The organism is Botrimarina sp., from assembly GCF_040219535.1.
In the GTDB taxonomy this organism is placed as follows: Bacteria; Planctomycetota; Planctomycetia; order Pirellulales; family Lacipirellulaceae; genus Botrimarina.
The window spans coordinates 78,723-98,146 of the sequence record NZ_JAVJSH010000003.1 but is presented as its reverse complement, the minus strand read 5'-3'; the positions used below and the strand labels follow the sequence as shown (position 1 = coordinate 98,146).

The window sequence follows — 19,424 nt, the reverse complement described above, 5'->3', positions numbered from 1 at the left end:
TAGCTCCGCGCTCGACGCCGCCCCCGCGGGGCGGGTAGTCGCACTCTTATTAGCGCGAGAGTCTTCCGACGCAGCCGTTACCGCTGCCGGCCGCTATCGACCCTTCGTCGGTTACGCGCGTGGCGTGGGCGTCGGTAGTGAGCCAAGAGCCCGCCGGAGGACGACGTTCCGATCGGCGATGCCCCTCCCCTCGAATCACATCACACCAAGCGTTCCCCTTCGAGTCACCTCATGAACCAGTCGCGAATTTTAGATACCGCCCGCCGCTCGTGGCGCCTTGCGTTAACGCTGACCGCCACCTGCGGCCTCGCCCCCGCCGCCACGCCGGGGCTCCTCGAAGACTTCGAAGGCGTGCCCGCGTCGTGGGGCGTCGAGCAGCAGTACGCGCTGGGGCTCGCCGAGGTCGTGCCCGATGGCGGCCCGCTCGGCGCGGGGGACGGCTACCTCGTCTACGAGTCGACCGGCGTGGGGCGTGGCGGGGCGCGCATGACGCTGCCGGCCGACACCTTCGGCGCCCCCGACTGGGCCGGCGACTATGCGGGCTCGGGCGTGACCGGCGTGTCGGCGGACGTGAGGAACCCGGGCGACACGCCGTTGTCGCTCCGGCTGGCGGTCAGCTCGTCGGGGGCCTCCTACACAACGACCACTCCGGTGGTGATCCCGGCGGGCAGCGAATGGCTGAGCGTGGCGCTCGTGTTCGAAGATAGCGCGTTCACCAACCTCACCGGCAACGAAGGGGACTGGCCGCTTTCGCGCGTGCTCGGCGCGGTCGAAGACATCCGTTTCTTGTCGAGCGAAGACTTGCCCACGCTCGGCAACCCTTACCCGCGGGGCGATGTGATCGCCGCGACGATCGCCGTCGACAACGTGCTGCTCACGCCGGAGCCTTCGTCGTGTCTGCTGCTCAGTTTGGCGGCGGCAACCGCTCTGCCGCGGCGCCGGTGCTCGCGCGGTTGAACCAGCGCGCCGCGGCGCGGAATCCCTCGGGCGAATCGACCCAGCGGCTCTTTCGCTCTCGGGTTAGCAGCCCAGCGGGAGCTTCGATCAGCACCGCCAAGCCGTCGCCGAGCGGCCTGCTGTCCACTAGTTCGGCCGCCATCGCCGCCGCGACGCGGTTCGAAGGGTAGATCGGCGCGTGGGTCTCTTCGAGCATCCACTGGCCGAGGTCAACCGGACGCCACACGCCCGACTCGACCATCGGGCCCACGTGGCGGCGGAGCGTCGCGGGCAGCCGGTCGACCGCCGAATCGCGAACGAAGAGCGTCGCGCGCTCCAGCCGCGGGGCGTAGAGGGCCCAGCCGGGCCACGCGTCCCACCGCCCGAGCGGCGTCAGCGCCGGCGCCGCCACGGCGAGCGCGGTCGCGGCGAGCGTCAGCAGCGGCCATCGCCAGACCGGCCGGCGCGGGTCGGCGGCCCTGTCGGGCCGGAACAGGATAACGACTTGCAGCGCGAAGCCGGCGTTCCACAGCAGCACCCCCGCGCCGTGCCCCAGACCGATTGGGCTGAGCATCAGCACCGTCGCGGCGTGCAGCGCGACCGCCGCGCCGCACGCCCACGGCGACCAGCCGCGGCGCCAAACGGAGGCCGCCAGCAGCACGGCGACCGCCAATTCGAAAGCCGGCAGCAGCCAAGCCAGAGCAAACCGCATATCCGGTCCCGCGCCGGGCAACACGACGCCGACCAGTTGGCTGCCGAGGGTAGCGGCGAACTCCGCGTCGAGCTTGGCGAGCGCCGACCAGCCGTAGACGGCGATCGCCACCGCCCGCAGCGCCCCCCGCGCGGTGGCGCGGTCGGCGGACCAGAGCACCGCGCCGGTGATCAGCGCGTGGTACGCCCACGGCTGCCAGCGGAGCTGGTCGCCGAGCATCAACGCCGCGAGCGCGGCGGTCGCGAAGCCCACGCCCCACCGCTTGCCCTCCAGGAGCGCCGCCAACAGCGCCCCGGCGATCACGGCAAGGGCCGCCGCTTCGAGCGGCGGGGGCGACTCGACGCCGAAAGCCGGCAGCCGCGGCGGCAGCTCACGCGGCGTCCACAGCGGCCACGTGGCGCCCAGCAGCACGAGCAACGTCACGCCCCACGCCAAGAGCAGCGGGTCGCGACGCGGCGGCTGGGGGGGCTCGGTGTTGGCCGTCATGCCGACAGCCTAACGCCAAGAGAACCAGCCTCGCACCCGCTCGCTCAGCGACGGCGTCGGCTGCGCTTCTTCGCGGGCGGGCGGCGTCTCATTGACTAGCGGTCCTTGCGCCGAGGCGGGCGGCTCGGCGTCACGCCGCGGGAAGTTCCGCAGCAAGAACCGCGCCCAGTAGCCGTCGAGCAGGTCGCGGCAATCCTCTAGCCTCCCCTGCGCCAGAAGGTCTTCCGCGTTCTTGTACAACCGCACGAGCGCGAGCTTCTCCTCTCGCAGGTTGAGCTGCGCGTACCCGTCGCGGGGCAGCAGCAAGTCCTCGGCGCGTAGCTGGTCGAGCCGGACCTCGCCGGGCCCTTCCAGCGCCAGCCGCACGCGCAACGAGAGCGAGTCGCCCAGCGGCAAGTCGTCGATCGGCACAAAGATCGGCGGCAGCCAGCCGCCCTCGCCGTCGGAGGGCTCGGCCGCTGTTAGTCGCTCGCCGTCGAGCGGGGCGCCGTTGCGGTAGGGCCCGTCGGTTTGCTCCACGCCGACCCACAGCCGCGATCCCTTTTCCAGACGCACCGGCGCCGCTCGCACGAACAGCACGAGTTGCCCGGTCGACGGGCCTCGGAAGGGCGCCGACACGGCTTCCGCGGTGCGGTCGGCGCCGGCCCGCAAAACCAGCGACGACGAGCCGTCGAACGCCACGCCCGACTCCACGCTCGCCCCCGCGCCGAGCTCCCAGCCGGGCGCCACCGGGCTTCCCGGATCGGCCTCGAAGGACGGGTTCTCGATGGCCTCTAGCTCGCGGCGGCTGGTGGTGTCGCGGGCGCGGAGGTCTTCCAGGGCGACCGCCAACTCCTTCTGAGCCGCCGACTGCGGATCGATACGAAGCCCATCGACCGCGACCGGCGAGCCGCTGAACCGCCACACGCGCGTGGCGTGCGGCGCTAGCTCAACCGACAGCACGTGCCGCCCGGGAGTGAACCAAGCCTCGCCGACGGCCACCTCGCCAGGCCGGTCGGCGATCTCACCGCCGCGGGCGCGTTGTTCGGTTCGGACCGTCAGCTCTGCTTTGCGTGTCCACGGCGTGCGGTTGGTGATCGAGATCACCGATCCTTCGGGCGTGGTGTTGGCCACCGCCGCGACGTCGGCGCCGTTTGAGGCAAAGCCGGTTCCGCCTGGCGGCAGGCGGGCGAACCGGCGGCGCTGCCGGACGGCGGCCTCGTCGTACCACCCGGCGGTTGCCGCGGTGTCGAGCACGATGCGCGGCACGCCATCGGCCGCGGCCGCCGCGAGGGCCGAGGCTTCGGGCGTGTCGTCGGCGATGATCGTCGGCAGGAAGACATCGGTCGAGTCGTCTGCCTCGGCGCGGCCGAGCTGCAGCGCCGAGTTGGTCAGTCGGAGCGGGCGTCGGGCCGCGTGAACGGCGAGAGCCGCCGCCGACCGATCCGACTCGAGCGCCACGGCCAACGACGCCAGCAAGGCTCGTGAGTCGGCGCCGTGGCTGGTCAGTTGCGCCTCGCTGAGGCCGATCGGGGTGGCGACCATCGGCTTGCCAAGGCCGACGAGCAACCGCGCAGACGCCGGGTGGTCTTGGTCGTTCGGCCGGAGCCGGGGTGAGAGCCGGCGCGCGACCGACGGCCTCGCGGCGAGCTCCGCCGGGAGAATCATCAGCGGGTCGGCCGGCAGGCCCCGCTCGGCGAGCCGGTCGGCCAGCCGCGCCATCGCCGCCTGGTAGGCCGCACGGCTCGCAGCGACCGAGCCGAGGGTTTCGTCGGACGGAACCGCCCAGCCATTGGGGTCAACTCGGATCGCGATCCCGGCGAGCGGCGCGCCGGGGCCGGCGGCGTCGACGACCTCGTCGACGATCGCTTCGCGCACGGCGGCGATGGGGTCGGCCAACGCGTCGTAGTACGGAGAGCGATCGCCCAGCGGCGCCGAGTCCGCCGCCTCGATGGCTGGCGTCGGCGCGTCGAAGCGGACCGCGGGCGTGATCCGCAGGCCACGGCGGGCGAACTCCATCGCGATGATCCGCAGCAGCTCGCGCCGCGGCGCGCGGCCGATCGAGTCGCTCCACGTGGTCAGGTCGTAGCGCGGGCTGCGCCAGTAGCGGCTTGGAAAGATGGCGGCGCCGTCGCGGTTGACCGGGATCACGGCCGCGTTGGCGCCGGCCGCTTCTACCCGGTCCGCCAGGCCGCGGGCCGTTTGCCAATGGGTCACCATGTCGGCGACTTCGTAGGGCCCCACCCCGGTGGCGTGGCTGGCGCCGACGGCGTGGCCAAGGTCCGCGTCGGGCCAGTCCAGAGCGACGAGCCGCTCGCCGGCGGCCGGCGGGCGCTCCCCCCGAACGCCGCGTAGCAGCCGGACCCGCCCGATCCGTGCCGCCCGCTCGGGGTTCGGGTTGGCGATCACCAGCAGCGGCGACGAAGTCCGCGGCCGGACCCACAACCGCGTGGCGGGCGGCGGCGAGTCGCGGTTCCAACGCGGCACGACGCGGGTCACGGCGCCCCCGGCCGATCGCAGGTCGCCCAGCGCGTCCGGTTCGAGTAGGCCGATCGTGACCGTGTCGCCGGGCTCGCCGGCGGTTTGCACCTCGATCGCGTAGGGCGAGCCGGGACTCTCGATCGGCAGCGGGTACGCCCGCCAATGGGCCTCGCCCGGCGCCGGGGCAGGGGCGATCTGAACCCAGTCGCCGCCCGCGTCGGACCGCCGTGCGCCGGGCTCGCTGGCCAGCGGCCCCGCCGCGAACCAAGGCAAGCCGCGCCACTTGAGCCACGCGGGCACGCGGTCGGCCCACCTCTGGCTGCGGGGATCGAACGCGTAGACTTCTTCCCACGAAACCACGCCGGTCGGCTCGGCCCGCGCGTCGAAGACCAACAGCTGCAGCGACTGCTCGGCGAGGACGGTTGGCCCGGCGCCGGCGATCGGTATCAGCCGCGACCCCAGCCGCGCGGGCCGCGTCGTGCGGACACGCAGCGTGTACACGCCCTCTTCGGCAGGCGCCGATAGTTCGAAGTCGGCTTGGGCCGATCCATCTTCGCCGAGCTCGACACGTTGCGGCTCCGAGGTCCACACCGCGGCGCCCTCCCGGCCGCGCCCGAGAGTCGCGGTCAGGACGACCGTCTCACCCGGCGCGGCGCCCTCGGGCCGGGCCGTCGCTGCGAACGCGAGGCCCTCTTGCGGCGAGAGGATCAGCGAATCACGGCCGAGGTCGATCCGCAAGCGGTCGCTGGGCAAGCGATCGATGCGGACCGATCGCTGCGTGTCGATCGACGCGGTCTGCGGTTCGAATTGCCGCACGCCGTCGAGCGACAACCGGGCCGGCTGAAGCGGCTGGCCCGAAGGATCCTTCAGCTCGACAACCAGCTCGGCGCCCGCCTGCGCGGCGACGGTCAGGTCGACATAGTCGACGGCCTGCGGCCTGCGGTGGTGCAAAGCCAAGCGGCCCGCGTCGAGCGACGCGCCCGCCGCCGACACCGGATCGAGGCTCAGCGGCTCGACGGCGAGCACCTCGCCGTCGGTGACACGGGCGGCGCCGCGCCACGGCATCGGCTGCTGGCCGCATTGGAGCGACATCCGCAGCCGCATGAGCTGTGGCTCGTCGGCGGCGGCGCCACCGGCGAGGCCTAGCAGCGCAACCGCGAGCCACGGCACGCCGAGGCGGCTCGGGCGGCGTTCGACATTCTGGCGAGGTCGCATGGACCGCATCGGACGTCCTGTCCAAGCGGCTAGAGATTGGGGGCGTCGAACCGCGGGCGCAGCGGGGCTGGGGCTGGTCGCGGGCCGCGGAGTCTAGAGGCCGTCGCGGCCGGCCGCCACGCCGGATTCTTCCCCTGCTAGCTCCGCCAGCAAGGCGTCGACGAGGGACCGTTCGATTGAGGCCACGTCGTTCTGCTCCCAGCGGTCGTCGGGCTTCGCGTAGAGCTCCGCCGGCCCTTCCTCCTCGGGGGCCGGGCGGCGGAGCATCCAGTCCTCGCGCCGGAGCACGGCGGCGCCGCTCGCCGAGGTGAGCCGCAGCCGCCCGCTCGACGCGCGCTGGCCCCCGATCGACTCGCGCAGCGCGTCGTCGAGCCGCAGCAGCCGGGCGTCGCGCGTGAACCGCGTTTCGGGGCGGCCGTCGCGGATCAAGACAGGCGCGTGCTGACGCTCGCTGTACAGCCGCGGGTCGCTGGCGCCGATGGCGCCGTGCTCTCCGAGCGAATAACCCCCTACGCCCGCCAGCACGAGCCGCCAACGCGAGCCTTCCATCACCGCGTCGGCCAGCTCGAGCCACGAGCCGAGGCAAGCGTCGAGCACACGGACCTGCATCGCGTAGCGGCACGCGGCTGCGAACCGGGCGTCGGCGTCGTCGTCGGCTAGGCCCTCCGCGGTGGCAGGTCGCGGGTCGAGCTCGGGCGCGGGGTCCTCTTCGTCGAGCAGGCCGTCGAGCAACTCGGCCGGCGCGTCCCATGGGCCGAGCAGGCCGCGCGTGTGCAGCCACAACCCCGCGCCGTCGGCCGCCGGCGACGCGACCATCGCTTCGGCGAAGCGGAGCCAAACCGCCGACTGGCTGGCGCCGCCGAGGGTTTCGGCGACCGCGTCCGGCGCCGGCGCGGCGAACGCCTCGGCGTGTTCGACCCAGCGCTCGGCCGCGGCGGCGAGCGGTGCGTCGTCGGTGACGAGCGAGTAGCCCCCCAGCGACGGGCCCAGCGCGGCGACCAGGTCGAGCGGGTCGGGCGTCGGCGCGTAGCACCAGTCGAGCGTCGCCCCGGCCGCGGCGACCGCGTCGAAGGCCCGGGTCTCGTAGGCGGTCTGCCCGTAGGCGCCGAGCGCCGCGGCGCGGAGGCCATCGACGGTGACTAGCACCGTGGGCAGCGCGTCGGTTCCGTCGGTTCGCGGCATACGGCGAGTCTAACGCAGCGCGTCGCGGCCCGCTGCTGCCCCGGCGTCACCCGGCCTCGCCCCAGTACTCGCGCCAAACAAGTTGGGGAAAGACCCAAGCGTCGGTCGCGTATCGCTTGGCCAGCCGGCGGGGCTCGGTCGCCAGCCGGTGCAGCCACTCCAGCCCGGTCCGCTGCATCCACGCCGGCGCACGACGCTTCTCGCCGGCGAGGAAGTCGATTGTCGCGCCGGCGCAGATCGCCGCTTTCGCTTCGAGCCGCTCGTGGAAGCGGTGGACCCAGAGCTCTTGCTTTGGGGCGCCGAGGCCGATCACCAGCAAGTCGGGCCGCGCGAGCCGTACCGCTTCGAGGATTCGCTCGTTCTGCCGATCGCACTTCTCGAAGCCGACCGGCGGGCAATCGACGCCGACGACCTCCACTCCGGGCCACCGGCGGGCGATCGCGCCCGCCGCGCGTTCCGCCACGCCCGGCCCGGCGCCGAGCAAGAACACGCGCGTCCGCTGGCCCCCCGCCCGGCAAGCGGCGTCGGCCGCCGCCAGGACCGCGGGCACGAGGTCGCTGCCGGCGACGCGCTCCGGCAACCGCCTGCCGAGCAGCCGGGCGGCCGCCACCAGCGGCGCGCCGTCGGCCACCACGAGCGACGCGTCGAGGTACGCGTCGTACAGCCGCGCGTGCGTTTGCAGCATCACCGCGTGGTCGACGTTCGGCGTGACCACGTACCGGCAGCGCTCCGGCGACGCGTCGGCGGTCCAGGCGAGCACCCGCTGGGTCGCCTCGGCAAGCGTCAGCCGGTCGACCTGCATGTTGAACAAGCTGACGCGATCCGCCGGAGCGCCGGCAGGAGCGCTGGCAGGAGCGCGGGCCGGCGCGTCAGCAGCAGGCGCCGCGGGGGCCGGCGTCGCGGGGGCGGGCGTAGCTTGAGGGGCGAGCGCTGTCATGCGTGCCTCGGTGGTGAAAATCGGGTGAGCGACAACGCCGGGCGGCACGCGGCGGTCGCCGGCGCAACGGCGTCGCGGTTGAGCCAGCAACCGGCCGCCGCGCCGGCGATCGTGAACAAGAGCCACTGCTCGCTGTGCACGAGCGACAGGTCGTGGAACACGGCCGACGGCAGGTAGACCAGCACGGCCGCGATCAGCAGCAGGCCGAGCCGGCGGCAGGCGTCCGGCGCAGCGGCGTCGTGCGCGAGCCGCCAGCCGACCCAGAGGAAACCGCCGAGCACGCCCAGGTAAGCGACCAGGCCGATCGGGCCTGTCTCGACCAGGATGCTGAGCACCGTGTTGTGGTGGTGCAGCGGCCGGATCGACTCGAGCTCGAACGGCTGCCGCCGGTCCGCCAGATAGGGCAGCTTCTTGTCGTAGAAACGGCCGAAGCCGACGCCCCACAGCGGGTTGTCGCGGATCATCCGCGCACTGACATAAACGAACGCCGTGCGTTGCTGCACCGAGTGGGCCGAGACCGAACCGGAGTCCTCGCGCTCCAGCGCAACCAGCGCGTCCTTCCCGACGGCCAACGCCAACACGCCGACCAGGCAGGCCGCCGCGAACGACGGCCCACGCCACGGCTTGGGCAGTTGCAGGCAGACCACAGCGGTCCCCGCGGCCGCCATGCCGATCCACGTGCTGCGGGTGTAGCAGAGCAGCACGCCGAGCGTCATCAGCCCGACCGCGCCGAGCCAAAAAGCCTTGGCCGCGCCAGAGGCTCGCGGGATGAGCAGCCACGCCGCGCCCGCGCAGATCGCCAGGTGTGTGCCGAGGCTGACCGAGTTGAGCGCCGGCCCTCGCGCGCGGCCGAAGTGCAGGCCGAGGTCGGGGTTGGCGATGTACCGCGGGAAAACGAGCGACCAAACGCCGGCCGTCTCGAAGAGGGCGGTCGCGCCCAGGTAAACCCCAAGGCAGGCGAGCACCACGAGGACCCGCTGCGCGGCGCGGCTATCCACGACCGACACGCGCAGCACCGCGTACAAGCAGGCCGGCGCCCAGAAGCTGACGATCAGCCGGAAGAGCGGCGAGGTCGGCAGGTGCACGCCGTCGCCCGGCCGGTTGAGAACGCAGCTCACAGCGAGCCACCCACACAACAGGGCGATCGCCCAGTCCAGCACGATCGGCCGCAGCGGCGGCGCGTGGCCCAGGTAGAGCCGCCAAACGAACAACGCCATCACGCCCACCAGCGCGAGCCGGTCGAGCGTCAGCGGGATCGGCCCCGCGTCGGCGTGCCACAGGTCGTACCCAAACACGTAGCCGATCACCAGCACCGCGAGCGCCTGACTCACCGGCGACAGCCGCGGCGCGCGGGTCGCGATCAGCAGCACAGCGGCGGCCGCGAGCAACAACGCCGGGACGAGCATCAAGGCAACCGTAGCGAGCAGGCGATCGGCCAAGCGGCGCCCTCGAGGGGCGCCTGCTGCAAGCCTAGAACGCTCCGGGGGCAGCAAGCCGCCGCGCCGGCGTAGGGCGGCCGAGAGCGTCGCGCGGGTGGCGCGTCATACGCCGATGGTTTGGGTCGCTCCGCCCTGCGGCTGTTCGATCCCCCAAGCGGCGCCCCCCCACGAGTCGGCGGCCCAATCGGTGCGGGCCTCCTGCGGCGCCCCCACCGGCCAATCGGAGCGGCTCTCGGGCGCCGAATGGTGGCTCGTGACTTGGATGGGTGCGGCCGTGGCCGTCGGAACGTCGGGCCGCGGGGCGTGGAGGACAACCACCAGCACGGCGCCCAGCAGCAGGCCGGCGAGGCCGCCGGCGGCGGTCGTGGCGGTGCGTCCCGGCCCGACCGGGTGGGCGCCCGTTTCGACCAGGTCGATCGGCGAGAGCAGGCTCGCCGAGTTGGCGCCCGCGCGGGCCGCCTTCGCGTCGGCCAGCTGCCTCAGCGAACTCTCGAGCACGCCCGTCTGCCCTTCGACTCCGGCGACCAGCTCCGCATAACCCGAACGCTTCGAAGCGAGCCCCGCCGATCGGGCGCGCAACCGCTGGAGCTGCGCGGCGAGGTCCGCTTCGCGTCGCAACGCGACTTCGAGCTCCAGCTCTACCCCGGCGATCGCCGCGGGCAGTTCGCGGATCAACTCGGCTTGCACGGCCTCCTGAGCGTGGCGGGCGGCGCGGACGAACGGGTGGTTGGCGGTCCGCGCGCCCCGCGTGCGGGCCACGTTCAGCTGCGAGTCGACCAGCCCGTTCTTCAAGCGGCGCAGCGCCGGTTGGCTCTCGAGCAACGCGTCGGGGGTGGCGAGGATCCGCGCCGGGTCGTCGATCGCCGCACGCAACTCGACGAGCAACGCCTCGTTGCGTTGACGCGCTTCGGCGGACCGGCGGCGGTCGGCGTCGATCGCCAGGGCGGTCTGCCCGAGCTCGCTCGAACCGCCGTTGGGGGTCGTTAGATGGCGCAGCTCGATCAGGTCCGCGCCGACGGAGCTTTCGAATTCCGCGAGCCGCTCGATCTGCTGGTGCAGCTGCTCGCGCGCCACGTCGGCGGACCGCTGCACCTCGGCGACGAGGCTCGCGGCCTTGTGGTCGCGCAGCTCGTTGAGCCGCGCGTCGAGCCGCTCGGCGAGCGCCTCAACGATGCGCACCGCGCGGTCTCGGTCGGGGTCGAGGAAGCCCAGGTAGAAGACCTCGGTCTTGCCGAACTCGGCGCCCCCCGGCGGGTCGAACCGCAGCTTGTCGCGGAAATCGGCGATCGCTTGCCGCGAGGGCGCACGGCCGTCGATCTCTTGGAGCACCTCCGTCACGACGCTCTGGCTACGCGCCAGTTCGAGCAGCGTCTCTTGGACGGTCTTCATCTCCGAGAGGTCGGTGAACTTGCCCAGGCGCTGTTCCGCGTAGCCGGCCGCGTCGCTGCGGACGAGCAGGCCCTGCTCGGCCCGCCAGTCGCGCGGCGTCACGAGCGTGCTCGCCGCAGCGAGCACCGCGCCGATGATCGCCGGGGCGATCAGCAGCCTCGGGTGGCTCTTGAATAGCTGGAGCAGCCGGGCGGGGGTCAGGCTGGCCGGGTCGTGAGGCATGAGCGGCTGGGTCGGGCGGTGAGGGGGGCGGGCGTCGCGCTTCGCCGCGGAGGGCTGCGGGGCAGGCCCCTCGGGCAACCCTAGTGCCAAGTGGCGCGCCGCGCTGGCTTGCCACGGCCGCAAACGGTTGCGGCCGAAGGAAATCACCGTCCCAAACCGGTCGCGGCCACGCCGCGGGCCGCCGCGACGCGTGTTGCCAAATCGCAACAGATCGACTCCGCCACACCACACGGGTTGAATTCCGCCGACCGCGAGCAAGAGTTGCGAACCCCCGCCCGCCGCTTCGACAACCGCCGCCGATGCGTTCGCTCCGCGACCCCGCCCTCCGCCTGTACAGCGCCGCGACGGCGCCGATTCGTCGGCGGACGGTCCGACGCCTGGCCCAGCGAGGGCGCGCGCCGATCACGGTGCTGTTCTACCACCGTGTCGCCGACACGCACGCGAACCCGTGGAGCATGCCTTCGGCGGTTTTCGAGCGGCAGGTCGACTGGCTGCAAGCGAACGTCGAGCTGATCTCGCTCGCCGAAGCCCGCCGCCGCCTCGCCGGCGGAACGAACCCGCGTCCGGCGGCCGTGATCACCTTCGACGACGGCTACGGCGACAACTGCGAAACCGCTATCCCCTTGCTGCTCCGCCGGCGTTTGCCGTTCACCTACTTCGTGTCGACCGAAATCGTCGAACAACAGACCGCCTTCCCGCACGACCTGCAGGCGGGCGTGCGGCTCAGGCCCAACACGGTCGCCGAGCTCCGCGCTCTGGCCCGCTGCGGCGTGGAGGGCGTCGAGCTCGGCGCGCACACCCGGACGCACGCGGACCTGGGGCGGCTCGCCGATCCGGCCGCCGTGCGCGGGGAGGTCGCCGGCTCGATCGACGCGATCGAGGGTTGGACAGGCATCCGACCCCGCAGCTTCGCGTTCCCGTTCGGTCAGCCGGGGAACCTCTCGGCGCTCGCCGCGAGCCTTGCGCGCGAGGCCGGCGCCGACTGCGTGTGCAGCGCGTACGGCGCGTACAACCTCCCCACCGCCGGCGCGGAGCGCGACGGCGTCGTGCACGTGCGCCGTGTGCACGCGGACCCGGAGTGGGGGCGGTTCGTCAACTGGATGACCGTCGACCCGCGCAAGCTGCACGCCGCGGACCCTGTCGACGACCGGGCCTTGCTCGCCGCGGACCCGCGCGCCGCGGCGCCCGCACCGTCGTCAGCCACGGCTGCCGGAGCGGCCGATGGCTGAACCGGCCCCACGGGTCCGGCGCCGGGCGACGCTCGGCCCCGAGACCCTGCTCTCGAGCCTCGCGGTGGTGCTCGCGGTGAGCGTGCTGCAGCGCACGATCGGCTTCGGCCGCTCGCTGCTCTTCTGCCGCTGGCTCGACGCGGAGCAGCTCGGCCGCTGGGAGATGGCCTACGGCTTCCTGATCCTCGCCGCGCCGCTCGCGGTGCTCGGCCTGCCCGGTTCGTTCGGACGCTACCTGGAGAAGCACCGCCAGTCGGGGCAGCTGGGCGTGTTCTTGCGTCGGACGACGACTTGGACGCTGTTGTTGGCCGGGTCGACGCTGGCCGTGATGGCCTGGCGCCGGGAGACGGTCGCTGCGCTGGTGTTCGGCGACGCGTCGCGCGCCGCGCTGGCGGGCGGCGTGGTTGCTTGCTTGGGGCTGGTGATCCTGCATCACTACTTCGAAGCGGTGTTCGCCGGCCTGCGGATGTACCGCGTCGTGTCGACGATGCACTTCACGCAGAGCGTGTCGTTCGCGGTGGTGTCGCTCGCGCTGGTCGCGTTCTGGCGGCCGGCCGCGGCGAGCATCGTCATCGGCTACGCGAGCGGGTGCTTGATATCGATCTTGCTGGTCGCGGTGGCGGCCTCGATGCGGGTCGAGAGCGGCCCCCCGCGCGGCGAGGCGGTCGCCCACGCGGCTTTCTGGCCGCCGCTGATGCGGTTCGCGTTCTGGGTGTGGGTCACCAACCTGCTGACCAACGTGTTCAGCACGTGTGACCGCTACATGATCATCCACTACGGCGGCTTCGACGCCGACCGGGCGCTCGTGCAGGTGGGCAACTACCACACGAGCACGATCGTGCCGGTGCTGCTGGTGTCGATCGCCAACCTGATGGTCGGCGCGATGACGCCCCACCTGAGCCACGATTGGGAATGCGGCCGCCGCGACGAGGTCGCCGCTCGGCTGAACCTTGCGCTGAAGCTCGGCGCGCTGGCGATGCTCGCGGCCGGCGCGGCGATCCTGACCCTCGCTCCGGCCCTCTTCCAGTACGCGTTCGAGAACAAGTACGCGGCGGGCCTGGCGGTCATGCCGTGGACGATCTCCGCGTGCGTCTGGTTCGCGTTGCTGCTGGTCGCGCAGCAGTACCTGTGGTGCGCCGAAAAGTCCCGCTTGGCGACCGCGCCGCTGGCCGTCGGGCTGGTGGCCAACCTGGGGTTGAACCTGGTGCTGCTGCCGCGTTGGGGCCTTCTCGGCGCGGTGGTGGCGACTGCCGCCGCGACGCTGCTGACGCTCCTCGCGCAGCTGGTGGTCAACCGCCGCTGCGGCATGGCGATCGACCGCGGCGCGGTGCTCGTCGCGTTCTGCCCGGCGCTGCTCGCCGCGGGGGCGATGCCGGCCACGGCCGGCGCGATCGGGTTGGGCGCGCTGGCGCTGCTCCGCGGCTGGGTCTTCACCGACGCCGAACGCGCCGACATCACCGCCGCCGCGATGGCGAAGCTGACGCCGCTGGCGGCCCGCTTCCGACGCGCCGCCTGACGTCACCCCAACGCCGATCCCCCCTCATGACCCCGCCGCTCACGACCCCGCTGCCCGTCCTCTTCGTGCAGACCAGCATGCCGGTCGGCGGCGCCGAGACCCTGCTCGTCAACCTGGTCCGGCGGCTCGACCGCGACCGCTTCGCGCCGGAGGTCGTCTGCCTCAAAGAGCGCGGCCCGCTGGGCGAGCGGCTCGCGCAGGAGGGCGTGCCGGTGCACGCGGGCCTGCTCGCCGGCAAGCACGACCTGCGCGTGCTGCCGCGCCTGGTCGCGCTGATGCGCCGGCGGCGGATCGGCGCGGTGGTGACCGTCGGCGCCGGCGACAAGATGTTCTGGGGCCGGCTCGCCGCGCGGCTGGCGGGCGTGCCGGTGGTCGCCGCAGCGCTGCACAGCACCGGCTGGCCCGACGGCGTCGGGCGGCTCAACCGCCTGCTCACCCCGATCACCGACGCGGTGATCGCCGTGGCCGACTCGCACGGGCGCTTCCTCGCCGAGCACGAGCGATTCCCCGCGCAGAAAGTGCGTGTGATCCCCAACGGCGTGGACACCGAGCGGTTCGTGCCGACCGATTACTCCAGCGCGGTCCGCGAACAACTCGGCGTCGGGCCGACCGCGCCGCTCGTGGGCATCCTCGCGGCCCTGCGACCCGAGAAGAACCACTCGCTGTTCCTCCGGGCGGCCGCGCGCGTGTCGGCCGCGGCCCCCGAAACGCGCTTCCTCGTCATCGGCGACGGGCCGGAGCGGCCGAAGATCGAAGGGGAGGCCCGCCGGCTCGGCCTGCTCGGCGACACGCCGACAGCCTCCGCCGTGCGGCTGCTCGGCTCGCGCGACGACGTGCCCGCGCTGCTCGCTTCGCTCGACGTGCTCGCGCTGACTTCCCACAACGAGGCGAACCCCGTGTCGATCCTCGAAGCGATGAGCTGCGGCGTGCCGGTCGTCGCGACCGACGTGGGCAGCGTCCGCGAGTCGGTCGTCGAGGGCGAGACCGGCTTCGTCGTCCCGCCCGGCGACGACGCGCGGCTCGCCGCGCGGATCCTCGCGCTGGTGAACGAGCCGCACCACGCGGCCGATATCGGCGCCGCCGGCCGCCGCCGGGTCAAAGAGCGGGCCTCGCTCGACGTGATGGTCGGCGGCTACGAGCGCTTGCTCGCAGAACTCTACCAGCAGAAAACCGGCCGCCGGCTAGCCGGCGCGGCCGCCCGCCGCGACGAGCCGGCCGAGCAACCGCTGCTGACCTGCTGAGCCGCCGCGCGGCGCCGGTCACTATTCGAGGTCGATCCGCAGCTCCGCCACCAGCGGCAGATGATCCGAGGCCTCCCGCGCCAGCGCAATCCGGCCGGCGTATGCGTGGTCGGCGGAGCAGGGGCCGCGGAAGTAGACGTGGTCCAGCGGGCGGAGCGGCGCGCGGGCCGGGAACGTCCGCACCAGGCCCGTGGCCGACTCGAAGCCCGCCGGCCGCATGATCCGCGCCCCGATCGACGCCCACACGTCGTTGAAGTCGCCGCCGACCAGGCACGGCGTGTCGCGCCGCACGCGGCTCAAGGGCGAGTCGTGCAGCAGCCGGCGCAGCTGGATCCGCCGCTCAAAGCCGGCCAAGCCAAGGTGCAGGTTCGCCACCACCAGCGTGCGCCGATGCCCGGCGTCGCTTAGCGCGAGGCGCACGATCTGCGCGCGGCGGCGCTTCTTCGGCCGCACCGTCAGGTCGAAATCCTCCGCGTGCTCCAGCGGCAGCCGGCTGAGGACCGCGTTGCCGTACGCGCCGCGCCGCAGCCGCACGTTCTTCTGGTAGGCGCCGTGGGCGTAGCCGAGTTCTCTGGACAGCAGCTCGAACTGCGCGTCGCCCCGCGAGCGCGGCACGCCCTCGTCCACCTCTTGCAGCAGCGCGATGTGCGGGTCGTAGTGGCCGATGACCTCAGCGACGCGCCCGAGCCGGTAGCGTCGATCGACCCCGCCGATCGCCTTGTGGATGTTGTAGGTGAGCACGCGGATCAGCATCGGTCCTCCTCCGAATGACCGTCCGGGCGCGGGGCGGGCGGCGCCGCGGGCGGCGGCTACAGCAGGGGGCTCATCAGGCGGAGGGTGTTTTCTAGCAGCTTTTCGCGGAGCGGCCGCCCGGCCCACTCCGCTCGGTCGAGCTCGTGGCTCTGGCCGAGGTAGCGCTGCTGCAGCTCGCGCAGCTCGCGCCCGAACCGCTCGCCGTACACGAACAGCGAGACCTCGTAGTTCAGCCAGATGCTCCGCATGTCGAGGTTGACGGTGCCGAACATCGATATCGACCGGTCGGCGGTGACCGACTTGGTGTGCAGCAGCCCGCCGCGGAACTGGTGCACGCGCACGCCGACGTCCATCAGCTCGTCCAGGTAGGAGCGGCTCGCGTAGTGCGTGAGCACGGAGTCGATTGTTTCGGGGACCACCAGGCGCACGTCGACGCCGCGGCTCGCCGCGCCGCGAATGGCGCGCATCAGCGACTCGTCCGGCACGAAGTAGGGGGTGGTCATCACGAGCTCTTCACTGGCCGACGCGATCAGCGTGAGCAGCATCTGCAACAGCCCGTCGGCGGACTGCGCGGGGCCCGACGGGATGACCTGCACGTCGCTGTCGCCCGCGGCGCGCACGCGGATCTCGCCGACGGAGTCGAGCACCTCCTCGAGCGGTTCGCCCGACTCGAGGATCCAGTCGCCGACGACGGTCATCAGCAACGCCCCGACCGCGCCCCCCTCGACGCGGAGCATCGCGTCGACCCACGGGGCGGCGCGCGAGTTCTGCTTGAAGAAGCGCGGGTCGGCCATGTTGATACTGCCCGTCCAAGCGACACGCCCGTCGACCACGATCACCTTGCGGTGCAGGCGGAGGTCGTTGCGCGAGAACAGCGCCTGCGCGAGGCTCGGGGGCAAGGCCGGCAGCACGCGCACGCCGGCGTCGCGTAGGCGGCGCGCCTGGCTGCTGCCGAGCCACCGCGCCCCGCCGATTGCGTCGACCAGCACGCGGCACGCGACTCCCCGCCGCGCGGCCTCGGCGAGCGCCTCGGCGACGGTGTCGGCGTGGCCCCCCTCGCTCCAGATATACGACTCGAGGACCACGCTGGTGCGAGCGTTGCGGATGTCTTCGGCGATCTGCTCGAGGATCTCTGCGGAGTCCGCGAAGAGCCGCCCGCCGCTGCCCGAAACGGTCGGCGCGCCGGTCAGCTTCAGCCCGAGCCGGTGCATGCTCTCTGCGGCCGGCGCGTGCTTCGACCAGTCGATCGTGGCGATCGACTCGTCGACGATCCGATCGGCCAGCGCGGCGTAGTCCGTGCGGATCCGCGCGATCCGGTTGGCCCGGCGTTGGCCGATGCGGCGCTCGCCCGCCAGCAGGTAGAACGCGACCCCCACCAGCGGCACGGTCGCCACCAGCAGCAGCCAAGACAGAGCCACCCCGGCCGCCGGCTTCCGCATCACGAGCCGGAACGCGATCACCACGAACACGCCGACATGGGCCAGGACCGCCAGCCAGGGGTAGAGGGCGGATCCCATTGGCAGCGGCGAACAAGAGAGCGAGCGGGGGAGGGGGCGGCGCGGCGGCCCCCAAAACCTAGTGCAACAGTCATCGGAAGCAACGGCCCACGAAGAGACCGGTCGGAGCAGGCACGGCCGTGTGGGTCACCCTTCGGCGATGGCGTAGGCCGTGGCGTGGGTCCGGCAGTGGCTGATCGACAGGTGCACGCGCTCCACGCCCGCCCGCTCGAGCACGTCGCGTGCCGGGCCGTGCAGCCGCACCAGGGGGGCGCCGGCCCCGTTGCTGCGGACCTCGACGTCGCGCCACGACACGCCACGGATCCAGCCGGCGCCGAGCGCCTTGAGGACGGCCTCCTTGGCCGCCCAGCGGCCCGCGTAGTGCTGCGTGGCCGCCTTGCGGCTCGCGCAGTAATCGATCTCGTGCTCGGTGTAGACGCGGCCGATGAACAACTCGCCGTGCCGCTCGATCAGCCGCGCGATCCGCAGCACATCGACGATGTCGGTCCCGACTCCGAGGATCGCCATGGGGGAGGCTGGAGGCTTGAGGCTGCAGGCGGGAGGAAGCGCAGGCGACGGGGAGACCGCCGTGTTAGTGGCCGGACTCGCCCGGCGTCGCCAATCAAATGGCAAGCGAAGCGAAGCGCGTCCTCCGGCCTCCAGCCTGCAGCCTCCAGCCTAACTCAAGCCCGCAGGGCCTGATCCAAGTCCGCGATCAGGTCGGCGGTGTCTTCGATGCCACAAGCCAAGCGGATCATGTTGTCGGGGATGCCGTACTGGCGGCGCTCCTCGGGCGTGCGTTGGTAGTAGCTCATGACCAGCGGCTGCTCGATGAGCGACTCGACGCCGCCCAGGCTCGGCGCGATGCGGCAGAGCTGCGAGCGGTCGACGATGTCGGCCGTCGCGCGCCAGTCGGCGTCGCGGACGAGGAACGTCACCAGGCCGCCGTAGCCGCGCATGTACTTCTTGGCTTGGGCGTGGTCGCGGTGCGACTCGAGGCCCGGGTAGTAGACCTTCTCGACCCGCGGGTGGCTCTCCAGGAACCGCGCGACGGCCAGGCCGTTCTCGTTGTGCCGCTGCATACGCAGCTCGAAGGTCTTCAGGCCGCGGAGCAGCAGGTACACGCTGTGCGGCTGGTTGATGCCCCCCATCACGCCGCGCAGGTCGCGCACCGGGGCGAGCTTGTCGGCCGCGCCGGCCACCGACCCGGCGAGCAGGTCGTTGTGCCCGCCCAGGTACTTCGTGCAGCTGTGCAGCACGTAGTCGACGCCCGCGGAGATCGGCCGCAGGTTGTACGGCGTGGCGAGCGTGGCGTCGATCATCGTCTCGACGCCGTGGCGGCGGCCGATCTCGACCAGCCGGTCGAGGTCCACGCAGCTCTGGTGCGGGTTGGTCGGCGACTCGCTCACCAGCAGCCGAGTGCGGGGCGTGACGGCCGCGTCGATCGCGTCGTAGTCGCCGGTCTTGACGGTGATCGTCTCGACGCCGAACCGGGCGAGGTGCTCGCGACAGAACTGCCGGCTGCGGTGGTAACACTCGTCGGTGAAGACCACGTTGTCGCCCTGGCCGAGCTTCGCCATCAGCACGCCGACGAACGCGGCCATGCCGCTGGCGAACAGCAGGGCCGCCTCGGCGCCATCGAGCGCGGCGAGCTTCCGCTCGGCGACCCGCTCGCCCGGGTTGCCGTACCGGCCGTACTCTTCGCGGCTCTGCTCTTGCTCGATGTAGTCGATCACCGACTGCGAGTCGGGGAACGTGTAGGTCGACGCGCAGAAGATCGGGTCGGTGATCGCGTCGAGCGGCTTGCGCCGCGCCTCGCCAGCGTGCACGGCCAGCGTGCCGGGGCCGCACGCGTCCTCGCCGCCGGGGCGGCCCTCGGCGCCGCGGCCGGTGGCCGTCGCCGATGAGGGGGAGCTGTCGCGCTTCGCTGCGGTTTCGACCGATGCCATCAAACACGTCCTCGCTGCTCGCCGAGAGGGCCTTGGCGGAGGGCCCCCGCCTGGGAGGCGCACGAAAATCCGCCGACGATCTCTCCGGGGACCGTGGCGGCTGCGGCGACGCGGCGTACTAAAGATCGCTGCACCCCAACCCGCGCTCCTAGCCGCCCGCGGCAGGCGAGCGGCAACCGTCGGTTGGCAGGGACCGTGTCGGGCGAGGCGGTGCGGGCTGCCCACAAGAAGCGAGCACCCCTCCGAAACCCCACGCCAAACA

Annotated in this window: 14 protein-coding genes; 4 read left to right on the top strand and 10 right to left on the bottom strand. The window is 72.6% G+C overall.

Annotated features, from left to right (window positions below):
- Positions 1 to 231: 231 nt before the first annotated feature.
- Positions 232 to 957: a hypothetical protein gene (locus RIC11_RS01035; protein WP_350207964.1), complete on the top strand. Its 726-nt coding sequence runs from the start codon at positions 232 to 234 to the stop codon at positions 955 to 957.
- On the opposite strand, the gene RIC11_RS01030 is transcribed toward RIC11_RS01035, so the two are convergent.
- The 6 genes from RIC11_RS01030 to RIC11_RS01005 all read right to left on the bottom strand — a co-directional run bounded on the left by RIC11_RS01030 (position 905) and on the right by RIC11_RS01005 (position 10,978).
- Entirely contained in the window at positions 905 to 2,134 is a 1,230-nt protein-coding gene (locus tag RIC11_RS01030) for a hypothetical protein (RefSeq protein ID WP_350207963.1), read from the bottom strand. The two genes, RIC11_RS01035 and RIC11_RS01030, sit on opposite strands and share 53 nt — an antisense overlap.
- 9 nt (positions 2,135 to 2,143) lie before the next feature.
- Positions 2,144 to 5,809 (bottom strand): hypothetical protein, encoded by a 3,666-nt coding sequence (locus RIC11_RS01025; RefSeq protein ID WP_350207962.1) that lies wholly within the window; start codon positions 5,807 to 5,809, stop codon positions 2,144 to 2,146.
- A 93-nt stretch (positions 5,810 to 5,902) separates the two neighbouring features.
- The gene (locus tag RIC11_RS01020) at positions 5,903 to 6,991 is read right to left on the bottom strand and encodes a hypothetical protein (protein WP_350207961.1); all 1,089 of its coding nucleotides are present in this window, start codon (positions 6,989 to 6,991) and stop codon (positions 5,903 to 5,905) included.
- Positions 6,992 to 7,037: 46 nt separating this feature from the next.
- Positions 7,038 to 7,802 (bottom strand): WecB/TagA/CpsF family glycosyltransferase, encoded by a 765-nt coding sequence (locus RIC11_RS01015; RefSeq protein ID WP_502879363.1) that lies wholly within the window; start codon positions 7,800 to 7,802, stop codon positions 7,038 to 7,040.
- Positions 7,803 to 7,924: 122 nt separating this feature from the next.
- Positions 7,925 to 9,367 carry an O-antigen ligase family protein gene (locus RIC11_RS01010; RefSeq protein WP_350207960.1) on the bottom strand — a complete coding sequence of 481 codons (1,443 nt, stop codon included), beginning with the start codon at positions 9,365 to 9,367 and terminating at the stop codon, positions 7,925 to 7,927.
- Positions 9,368 to 9,469: 102 nt separating this feature from the next.
- Complete coding sequence (locus RIC11_RS01005; RefSeq protein ID WP_350207959.1) at positions 9,470 to 10,978, bottom strand: GumC domain-containing protein; 1,509 nt, start codon at positions 10,976 to 10,978, stop codon at positions 9,470 to 9,472.
- Positions 10,979 to 11,277: 299 nt separating this feature from the next.
- Between RIC11_RS01005 and RIC11_RS01000 the strand changes: the two genes are divergently transcribed.
- From RIC11_RS01000 to RIC11_RS00990, 3 genes are read left to right on the top strand one after another with little or no spacing between them, the layout of a single operon-like run.
- Positions 11,278 to 12,207, top strand: coding sequence for a polysaccharide deacetylase family protein (locus RIC11_RS01000; RefSeq protein ID WP_350207958.1), 930 nt, complete (start codon positions 11,278 to 11,280; stop codon positions 12,205 to 12,207).
- Positions 12,200 to 13,723, top strand: a complete 1,524-nt coding sequence (locus tag RIC11_RS00995) for a lipopolysaccharide biosynthesis protein (protein ID WP_350207957.1) — start codon at positions 12,200 to 12,202, stop codon at positions 13,721 to 13,723. Before RIC11_RS01000 ends, RIC11_RS00995 begins: the two co-directional genes overlap by 8 nt.
- Before the next feature lie 26 nt (positions 13,724 to 13,749).
- Positions 13,750 to 14,964, top strand: coding sequence for a glycosyltransferase (locus RIC11_RS00990; protein WP_350207956.1), 1,215 nt, complete (start codon positions 13,750 to 13,752; stop codon positions 14,962 to 14,964).
- A 21-nt stretch (positions 14,965 to 14,985) separates the two neighbouring features.
- Here RIC11_RS00990 and RIC11_RS00985 read toward each other — a convergent pair whose 3' ends face one another.
- From RIC11_RS00985 to RIC11_RS00970, 4 genes are all read right to left on the bottom strand, one after another.
- Entirely contained in the window at positions 14,986 to 15,717 is a 732-nt protein-coding gene (locus RIC11_RS00985; protein ID WP_350207955.1) for an endonuclease/exonuclease/phosphatase family protein, read from the bottom strand.
- Between the two features lie 56 nt (positions 15,718 to 15,773).
- The gene (cls, locus tag RIC11_RS00980; RefSeq protein ID WP_350207954.1) at positions 15,774 to 17,234 is read right to left on the bottom strand and encodes a cardiolipin synthase; all 1,461 of its coding nucleotides are present in this window, start codon (positions 17,232 to 17,234) and stop codon (positions 15,774 to 15,776) included.
- A gap of 126 nt (positions 17,235 to 17,360) precedes the next feature.
- Positions 17,361 to 17,741, bottom strand: coding sequence for a holo-ACP synthase (acpS, locus tag RIC11_RS00975; RefSeq protein ID WP_350207953.1), 381 nt, complete (start codon positions 17,739 to 17,741; stop codon positions 17,361 to 17,363).
- A 155-nt stretch (positions 17,742 to 17,896) separates the two neighbouring features.
- Positions 17,897 to 19,162, bottom strand: a complete 1,266-nt coding sequence (locus tag RIC11_RS00970) for a trans-sulfuration enzyme family protein (protein WP_350207952.1) — start codon at positions 19,160 to 19,162, stop codon at positions 17,897 to 17,899.
- Positions 19,163 to 19,424 lie beyond the last annotated feature (262 nt).

Coding starts and splice junctions, on each gene's coding strand:
- RIC11_RS01035 (WP_350207964.1), top strand. CDS start 232: ATGAACCAGTCGCGAATTTTAGATACCGCCCGCCGCTCGTGGCGCCTT.
- RIC11_RS01030 (WP_350207963.1), bottom strand. CDS start 2,134: ATGACGGCCAACACCGAGCCCCCCCAGCCGCCGCGTCGCGACCCGCTG.
- RIC11_RS01025 (WP_350207962.1), bottom strand. CDS start 5,809: ATGCGACCTCGCCAGAATGTCGAACGCCGCCCGAGCCGCCTCGGCGTG.
- RIC11_RS01020 (WP_350207961.1), bottom strand. CDS start 6,991: ATGCCGCGAACCGACGGAACCGACGCGCTGCCCACGGTGCTAGTCACC.
- RIC11_RS01005 (WP_350207959.1), bottom strand. CDS start 10,978: ATGCCTCACGACCCGGCCAGCCTGACCCCCGCCCGGCTGCTCCAGCTA.
- RIC11_RS01000 (WP_350207958.1), top strand. CDS start 11,278: ATGCGTTCGCTCCGCGACCCCGCCCTCCGCCTGTACAGCGCCGCGACG.
- RIC11_RS00995 (WP_350207957.1), top strand. CDS start 12,200: ATGGCTGAACCGGCCCCACGGGTCCGGCGCCGGGCGACGCTCGGCCCC.
- RIC11_RS00990 (WP_350207956.1), top strand. CDS start 13,750: ATGACCCCGCCGCTCACGACCCCGCTGCCCGTCCTCTTCGTGCAGACC.
- RIC11_RS00985 (WP_350207955.1), bottom strand. CDS start 15,717: ATGCTGATCCGCGTGCTCACCTACAACATCCACAAGGCGATCGGCGGG.
- cls (WP_350207954.1), bottom strand. CDS start 17,234: ATGGGATCCGCCCTCTACCCCTGGCTGGCGGTCCTGGCCCATGTCGGC.
- acpS (WP_350207953.1), bottom strand. CDS start 17,741: ATGGCGATCCTCGGAGTCGGGACCGACATCGTCGATGTGCTGCGGATC.
- RIC11_RS00970 (WP_350207952.1), bottom strand. CDS start 19,162: ATGGCATCGGTCGAAACCGCAGCGAAGCGCGACAGCTCCCCCTCATCG.